The sequence below is a fragment of the Shewanella maritima genome (assembly GCF_043643735.1).
In the GTDB taxonomy this organism is placed as follows: Bacteria; Pseudomonadota; Gammaproteobacteria; order Enterobacterales; family Shewanellaceae; genus Shewanella; species Shewanella maritima_A.
Genome location: NZ_JBHZSM010000008.1, coordinates 183,479 through 191,188 on the forward strand (window position 1 = coordinate 183,479; position 7,710 = coordinate 191,188).

At 41.9% G+C, this 7,710-nt stretch carries 7 protein-coding genes and 1 tRNA gene; 2 read left to right on the top strand and 6 right to left on the bottom strand.

Annotated features, from left to right (window positions below):
• Positions 1-76: transfer RNA gene (locus ACHUGF_RS10890), tRNA-Asn, on the bottom strand.
• 965 nt (positions 77-1,041) lie between these two features.
• Here ACHUGF_RS10890 and uvrB point away from each other — a divergent pair.
• The gene (gene uvrB, locus ACHUGF_RS10895; protein ID WP_394131132.1) at positions 1,042-3,054 is read left to right on the top strand and encodes an excinuclease ABC subunit UvrB; all 2,013 of its coding nucleotides are present in this window, start codon (positions 1,042-1,044) and stop codon (positions 3,052-3,054) included.
• Between the two features lie 3 nt (positions 3,055-3,057).
• Here the strand turns inward: uvrB and ACHUGF_RS10900 are convergent, their stop codons facing one another.
• Both ACHUGF_RS10900 and asnS read right to left on the bottom strand, forming a co-directional pair.
• Entirely contained in the window at positions 3,058-3,540 is a 483-nt protein-coding gene (locus tag ACHUGF_RS10900) for a P-loop NTPase family protein (RefSeq protein ID WP_394131107.1), read from the bottom strand.
• 435 nt (positions 3,541-3,975) lie between these two features.
• Positions 3,976-5,376, bottom strand: a complete 1,401-nt coding sequence (asnS, locus tag ACHUGF_RS10905; protein WP_394131108.1) for an asparagine--tRNA ligase — start codon at positions 5,374-5,376, stop codon at positions 3,976-3,978.
• A gap of 245 nt (positions 5,377-5,621) precedes the next feature.
• Here asnS and ACHUGF_RS10910 point away from each other — a divergent pair, with 245 nt between their 5' ends.
• Complete coding sequence (locus tag ACHUGF_RS10910) at positions 5,622-5,957, top strand: hypothetical protein (protein WP_394131109.1); 336 nt, start codon at positions 5,622-5,624, stop codon at positions 5,955-5,957.
• An 18-nt stretch (positions 5,958-5,975) separates the two neighbouring features.
• Here ACHUGF_RS10910 and ACHUGF_RS10915 read toward each other — a convergent pair whose 3' ends face one another.
• From ACHUGF_RS10915 to ACHUGF_RS10925, 3 genes are all read right to left on the bottom strand, one after another.
• Positions 5,976-6,551, bottom strand: a complete 576-nt coding sequence (locus ACHUGF_RS10915) for a CoA pyrophosphatase (RefSeq protein ID WP_394131111.1) — start codon at positions 6,549-6,551, stop codon at positions 5,976-5,978.
• A gap of 91 nt (positions 6,552-6,642) precedes the next feature.
• The gene (locus ACHUGF_RS10920; RefSeq protein ID WP_394131113.1) at positions 6,643-7,185 is read right to left on the bottom strand and encodes a TlpA family protein disulfide reductase; all 543 of its coding nucleotides are present in this window, start codon (positions 7,183-7,185) and stop codon (positions 6,643-6,645) included.
• A 112-nt stretch (positions 7,186-7,297) separates the two neighbouring features.
• On the bottom strand, positions 7,298-7,546 hold the full coding sequence (locus tag ACHUGF_RS10925) for a hypothetical protein (protein ID WP_394131115.1): 249 nt from the start codon (positions 7,544-7,546) through the stop codon (positions 7,298-7,300).
• Between the last annotated feature and the right edge of the window lie 164 nt (positions 7,547-7,710).

The window sequence follows — 7,710 nt, forward strand, 5'->3', positions numbered from 1 at the left end:
TGGCTCCCCAGACTGGACTCGAACCAGTGACATACGGATTAACAGTCCGCCGTTCTACCAACTGAACTACAGGGGAAGCGCATAGCAATGTATTGCTGAGAACGGAGCGCATATTAAAACGCTGTTGCAACATAGTCAACTCGAGATATCAAAAAAAGTGAATATCAGCCACTAGTTGTTCATCTAATGGTCATCATGACCGAGAAATGTACTTTTGCTTTGATACTTTGCACAAATCAAGTACGTCACATAAAAACCATTAATCGTTTCATTGGCAAATCAATGCGCGATAAGACAGATTTATTATTAACAACTTCTTGGCACCTGCTTTTATCGTTATCTAGTTTTCCTATAACAGGGTTGATCGTTATCTACTATTTCAATTATTACTATCTGAATAGGATTGTACCGTTATATAAATCAAAGCTTCGTCATACTAATGATGGATGACTTACAAATGTAGTAAACTTTCAAGATGACAGCTGCGTGAATAAATAGTGACAATAGCGCCCTATGCCCCAGTAATTATGGGTTTAAATGAGTTATCCACTATTTCTGTGGATAAGCCTGTGGGTTAAGCTAAAAAAACGGCCGCAAACACTGATAAAGTGGGCGTTGGACTTAAATTGGTTCATTTTTTTAACCGTTAAGAAAATTCAATTAAAACAATGAGATATAAAAATCAATAACTTTTTTAACGGGTTGTTTGTTGTTTCTTAAAAATGTAATGAAAAAATGTTCATGATTGTGCATTAAATCCTTGCTAACGCCTACATAAAGGCTGTTTTTTAACCAGGTTGGCCACATTTCACATTTGGTTGAAAAGTTTCATTGTTCTTCAATAAAAATGACATATTGATCCTGTAGTGCACTAAAACGATCAAATCGCCTGCATGTTTATGGTGCATCGTATACAGTGGAATTTGGTGTCTAAATGTGCGGTAATCAAACACAAAAAGTCAGTAAATAAACTGTGCCAAACGCTAATTCATTGTATGATAGAAGGCTGCAAAATTTAGGGATTAGAACGTGTCACAAACAATGTTTTCATTGGCGTCAAAGTTTGCGCCAGCAGGGGACCAACCCACAGCAATAAAACAACTTGTTGAAGGGCTAGAGTCAGGTTTGGCTCATCAAACCTTACTTGGTGTAACGGGTTCTGGTAAAACCTTCACCGTTGCGAATGTGATTAAACAAATGGGCAGGCCAACGATTATCATGGCACCCAACAAAACCCTTGCAGCCCAGTTATATGGTGAGATGAAAGAGTTCTTCCCCAATAACGCAGTTGAATATTTTGTGTCTTACTATGATTACTATCAACCAGAAGCATACGTCCCAGCCTCTAACACCTTCATTGAAAAAGATGCCTCAGTAAATGATCACATTGAGCAAATGCGCTTATCGGCCACCAAAGCATTATTAGAACGTAAAGATGTTGTCTTGATAGCATCCGTTTCTGCCATATATGGTTTGGGCGATCCCGACTCTTACATGAAGATGTTATTGCATCTTCGCCAAGGGGATTTTATGGGGCAGCGTGACATTTTAAAGCGCCTCAGCGAAATGCAATATACCCGTAACGATGTAGACTTACAGCGCGGTACTTACCGAGTCCGAGGGGAGGTGATTGATATTTTCCCTGCTGATTCTGATAGAGATGCTGTGCGCGTTGAGCTGTTCGATGATGAGATTGAACGCGTCAGTGAATTTGACCCACTTACAGGTCAAATAAATCAACGCGTGGCCCGTACGACTATATACCCTAAAACTCACTATGTTACCCCTCGCGAGAAAATATTAGCGGCTACAGAAGAAATTAAAGAAGAGTTAAGAGTTCGACGAAAAGAGCTACTCGATAATAATAAGTTAATTGAAGCGCAGCGGATCACCGAGCGAGTGCAATACGATATCGAAATGATGGTCGAGCTAGGCTATTGCTCGGGTATTGAAAACTATTCTCGCTATTTATCAGGACGCGCAACAGGCGAGGGACCACCTACATTATTAGACTACTTACCTGCAGATGGCTTGTTGATCATCGATGAGTCACATGTCACTGTGCCGCAAATTGGCGCTATGTATAAAGGTGACCGTAGCCGTAAAACCACCTTGGTAGAGTACGGATTTAGATTGCCATCAGCGCTAGATAACAGACCATTAAAGTTTGAAGAGTTTGAGAACTTAATACCGCAGGCTATCTATGTATCTGCTACCCCAAGTCAATATGAACTTGATAAGAGTGAAGGCGAGGTGGCCGAGCAGGTTGTACGGCCAACAGGTTTGCTTGACCCTGAATTAGAAGTGCGCCCAGTATCGATTCAAGTCGACGACTTATTGTCTGAAGCCCATAAACGCATCGCTAAAAACGAACGAGTGTTAGTGACCACGCTAACTAAGCGCATGGCCGAGGATTTAACCGAGTACCTTGATGAACACGGTATCAAAGTGCGCTATTTGCATTCAGACATTGATACTGTAGAGCGCGTTGAGATTATTCGCGACTTACGCTTAGGTAAGTTTGATGTGCTAGTGGGCATTAACTTATTGCGTGAGGGGCTAGACATGCCAGAGGTCTCATTAGTGTGTATTCTGGATGCCGACAAAGAAGGCTTTTTACGTTCAGAACGCTCACTGATCCAGACCATTGGCCGCGCAGCGCGTAATGTTAACGGTAAAGTGATCCTCTATGCCGATAGCATCACCAAGTCAATGAAGAAGGCAATGGATGAAACGGAGCGCAGACGGGCAAAACAGCATCAATTTAACCTAGATAACGGCATTGTCCCTAAAGGTGTGGTGAAGTCAATTACTGATGTGATGGATGTGGGTGATGCCAGACCGACTAGAGGTAAAGGCCACAAAGGCAATAAATCCTTGGCTAAAGTGGCAGAGACTGAGGTTCATTACGACAGCACGGTTGATATTAATAAGCAAATCCAGCAGCTAGAAAAACAAATGCTTGAACATGCTAAAAACCTTGAGTTTGAACAGGCAGCAGCACTACGTGATGAAGTGGCATTGCTCAGAGATAAGATGATACTAAACACTTAGCACTCATTGCTTATTGCTCGTTACTTTGCGTTTATTACCGGAAAACTGCTCATATAACTTAGTATGAGCAGCTTTGGAAAGCTCATCATTTCGAAAAGGATAATCGCTGATCCAGTCTATTAGCATCGTCAGGTTTTTATCCTGCGCTGCTTTGGAGGAATATTTATGAGGTTCCCATGGTCGGTTTTTGGCGTTTGCAATACATTGCTCAATCGGTAAGTTCATAAAAATCATTTCAGTTGTGTACGGCTTTGCAATGTCGAGCAAGTCCGCATAGCAACCTTCGATTACCCATGTAGAATTCTCTCGAATAAACGCTAATATAATTGGCTGTACTTTGTTAAGTGCTGTGCGCTTTGGCGGCGTTGACGGTTCCCAAGCCAAGGTATCTAAGTCTAAGTGTGCTAAGTGATGAGTCGTTGATAATTTTTTTGCCAGTGTCGATTTTCCTGAAGCTGAATTTCCAAAAATTAAGATGTTTTGCAAAATTTACTCCTCTTTTGGCTTAGTAAAACAGCCCTAAACTTAAACATAACCTAAAGTAAAGAATCCACCTTCTGAAGAAGGTGGCTTTCATTCAGCCCCCTAAAAGGGGGCGTTTCAGTTATTTTGTAGCCTCAGTAGCATCTATGAGTAATGATATTTAAAGCCGTTGAAAACATGGATGTTTTCGTCGAGCCATCTTTTAAAACAAAGAGGGGATGTGCTTGCTGCGTGCTTTAAATATCATTGCATAGCTGAATCAACCTCAAGCTGGCATGCCATACAAACAAAGATACAGGCAAACCCTAATTGATGATAACCACCTACTGAAGTAGGTGGTTTAAGGCTGAAAACAAAAACGCGCCACTTAAAAAGTAGGCGCGTTTTGATATTTCTGGCAAGTATTAGCCATCAGCTAAAACCTTAAGTCATTCAAACTTAGAAGTTTGCAGACTTAGGTGCACGTGGGAATGGGATCACGTCACGGATATTGGCCACACCCGTTACATAAGACACTAGACGCTCAAAACCAAGACCAAAACCAGCATGCGGTACGGTGCCGTAACGGCGTAGGTCGCGATACCAGTTCATGTGCTCTGGGTCGATGTTCATTGCGCGCATGCGCTCATCAAGCACGTCTAGGCGTTCTTCACGTTGTGCACCACCGATGATTTCACCAATGCCTGGAGCCAATACGTCCATTGCAGCAACAGTTTTACCATCGTCATTCAAACGCATATAGAAAGCTTTGATGTCTTTCGGGTAGTTTTTCACCACAACTGGCGCTTTAAAGTGCTCTTCAGCTAAGAAGCGCTCATGCTCAGATGACAAGTCGATACCCCATTCAACGTCAAACTCAAATTTCTTACCTGACGCTTTAAGGATCTCAATCGCATCTGTGTAGTCAACTTGCGCAAAGTCACTGCTTACGAATGCTTCTAGACGTTCAATTGCCGTCTTTTCAACACGTTTGGCGAAGAATTCTAAGTCATCACGACGCTCTTCAAGTACAGCATTGAAGCAGTATTTCAGCATTTTTTCAGCTAACTCTGCAGCATCGTCAAGATCGGCATAAGCCACTTCAGGCTCAACCATCCAGAACTCTGCTAAGTGGCGACTCGTGTTTGAGTTTTCTGCGCGGAAAGTCGGGCCGAAAGTGTACACTTTTGATAATGCACAAGCATACGCTTCCGCATTTAACTGACCCGATACCGTTAGGAAGGTCTCTTTGCCAAAGAAGTCTTCACTGAAATCAACTTCGCCTTTATCAGTACGTGGTAGGTTTTCCATGTCCAGTGTCGATACGCGGAACATTTCGCCAGCACCTTCTGCATCTGAAGCCGTGATTAGTGGCGCAGATACCCAAATGTAACCTTGTTCGTGATAGAAGCGGTGAATGGCTTGCGATAAACAGTTACGAACACGGGCAACAGCACCAATAATATTAGTGCGAGGGCGTAGGTGAGCCACTTCACGTAGATATTCGATAGAGTGGCGCTTTGCAGCCATTGGGTATGTGTCTGGATCTTCAACCAAACCTGCGACTTCAACCCCAGTTACTTGCAACTCAAATGCTTGGCCTGCACCAGGAGACTCAACGACGTCACCAGTCATAATGACTGAACAGCCTGTAGTCAGCTTTAACACTTCGTCGTTGTAATTAGACAAGGTATTAGGCACGACACCTTGAATCGGATCAAAACATGAACCATCATAAACGGCTAAAAATGAGATACCAGCTTTAGAATCTCGACGTGTTCTTACCCAGCCACGTACAGTGACTTGTGTACCAACGGCATGTTCACCGTTAAATACAGCTGCGACAGATGCAATGGTCATTATTGCTCAACTCTCCAACAAACGAATGTAAAATATATTTGGCGTTTATCTTACCTTTATGGTGGCTTTTCTCAAGCTGAAAAAGCACTTCTTGAGTCAATATTGATATACTTTTAATTAAGTCGATTAAATATTTGTCAGATCACAGTGGGAAACACCAAAGATATGGTATTTTTAAGCGGCTCGTCCTGTGGATGTTTTGCCGAAAAGCGTCAGATGATGATCGCCGCTCAAGGAATGATTTAATGAAACAAATAAAGGTATTACAGGTTATTTTGACTGTCCTTTCTCTTTTGGGATGGAGCTTAGCAATTTATGCCTTAATTATTTTTGGTGAAGCAAGGCCAGATGTTGCCGTTGGCTACTTTTTATCAAAAGGTGTTGAAGTACGGCTGCATTGGGACCCCGATTTAACGATTCAACTGGAATACCTGATTTGGGCTTGTGCTGCGATAAGTTTTGTCAGTTTAATCGTGAATTTCTATGCAAAAACCACCACCAGAATGGGGTATTGGCTCAATATCCCTATGTTGCTATTAGTCTCTTTATCAGCAGGGTTATATATTCGTTATGTCATTTAGCCTGCTGCATACAAGGCACTAATCATGAGTGATATGACGGCACAACAAGTCAATAATAGCTGCTGTGACTCCCCAAATAAATTTATCCTGATAAGGCATAACATGAACATTGAATGCTTGGCCTTTGCGGTTAAATAGCACTTGATGACGGTTATTTTTGTCGGTAAAAAAACTCAGCGGCACAGTAAAACAATCTGCCACTTCACCTGGGTCTAAGGCTAACTGAAACGGCGCTTTAACTAATCCAATGACAGGCGTGACCTCAAAGCCAGTAAAGGTGCGATGCGACGGAAAACTGCCCAGTACATCCACATTGTTTCGTAACAAACCTATTTCTTCACTCGCTTCTCTTAGCGCGGTATCCACTAATGAGATATCACCTTGCTCCACCTTGCCACCGGGAAAACTAATTTGCCCAGGGTGATGCCTAAGATGTTCAGGCCGTTGAGTCAGTATTAAGCTTAAACCTGCAGGTTTTTCAATCACGGGCACTAAAACCGCCGCAGCCTTTGATTGCTGTGTAAGGATAGGGGAAGGGATATTCTCGCCCATTTGATGTAAGCCAAAGCGAGTTTTAAATTGTGCTGGTGTCATTTAGAACCCCTGTGACAACCATTTCATTGTTGTCATGTTTGGCCGCAGATAACTGCAACAGAGAATATGCATGGTTGAGATTGTATGTTTGTTATATTCTACTTGCTTCACTCAATGATACCTCTCCCGATAAGCAAGCAGACCATTGTTCTTGTGATTCAATGTGCCAGTTTATTTCTTCTAGAATTCCATGTTCGTTAATTTTTACGATGTGCGGAAGTGAGCCACTAAAATTTGCAAACATTCTATTTTGAAGAACGGCTTTAGGAGAGCTTGATTTCCAGACTTCAGCTGTATATCCAGTTTTTACAAGCATCCTTTCTAATTTAACCCAGTCTTCGTCTAAAGAAATGGCGATAACATTTACAGTAGGCGTTTTATCCTCAATTGCTTTTCCAAGATTTTCAAGTTTTGTATAACAAGGCGAACACCAAGAGGCAAAGAAATATGCGATTGTTGTTTTACCTTTGAGCGAGTCAAATGTCACTTCTTGTTTGTTAAGGGTTAAAAAAGTATGGTCTTGGACGGGCTGACCGATTAAAGCCAATGATGCTTCTCGTTTTTCTTCATAAGTTTGTGCAAAAGCACAATTAGTAAAAACGAAATAAATAGAAAGAAGAACTATTTTTTTCACTATGACCTCCAATTTGTCAAAAGAATATAACGTCCTGTTAGGAAGAGAACCGAGTGCCGATTTGCCCAGTAAATGGCATGACGGCCTTGGTGAATCTGAATTTAGCAGCTTGTTAATGGTCTCCATCTCCAACTGACGACCCCATTTGGCTACTATCTTCTGAAGGGAAAACATTGGGTTGCTCTTGCGGGTTAAACCAAAAGATCCAATCCCACATTGATTTTACCGCTTCCTCTCGGCTACTAAGTTCGGGTTTCAGAACTGAACTAATCAGAAGAGCACCTACAAATGGTACTAACCAAGATACTACAAAAATCAAATAGACTTGGTTTTGTTCAAGTAAATCACTTTTGTAGGCCATATAAGATGTTCTGGCCGAAAAGTAGATAGCTAATAAAAAAACGGCTATGAAAAAGTAGACCATCTATGACTCCATCCTTGAGACACATAACGAATGATATGGACTCCCCTTACCAATTGGCCGCTATGTGCCATATTGAAAGTGCAAACATTCAATCAAGGAGA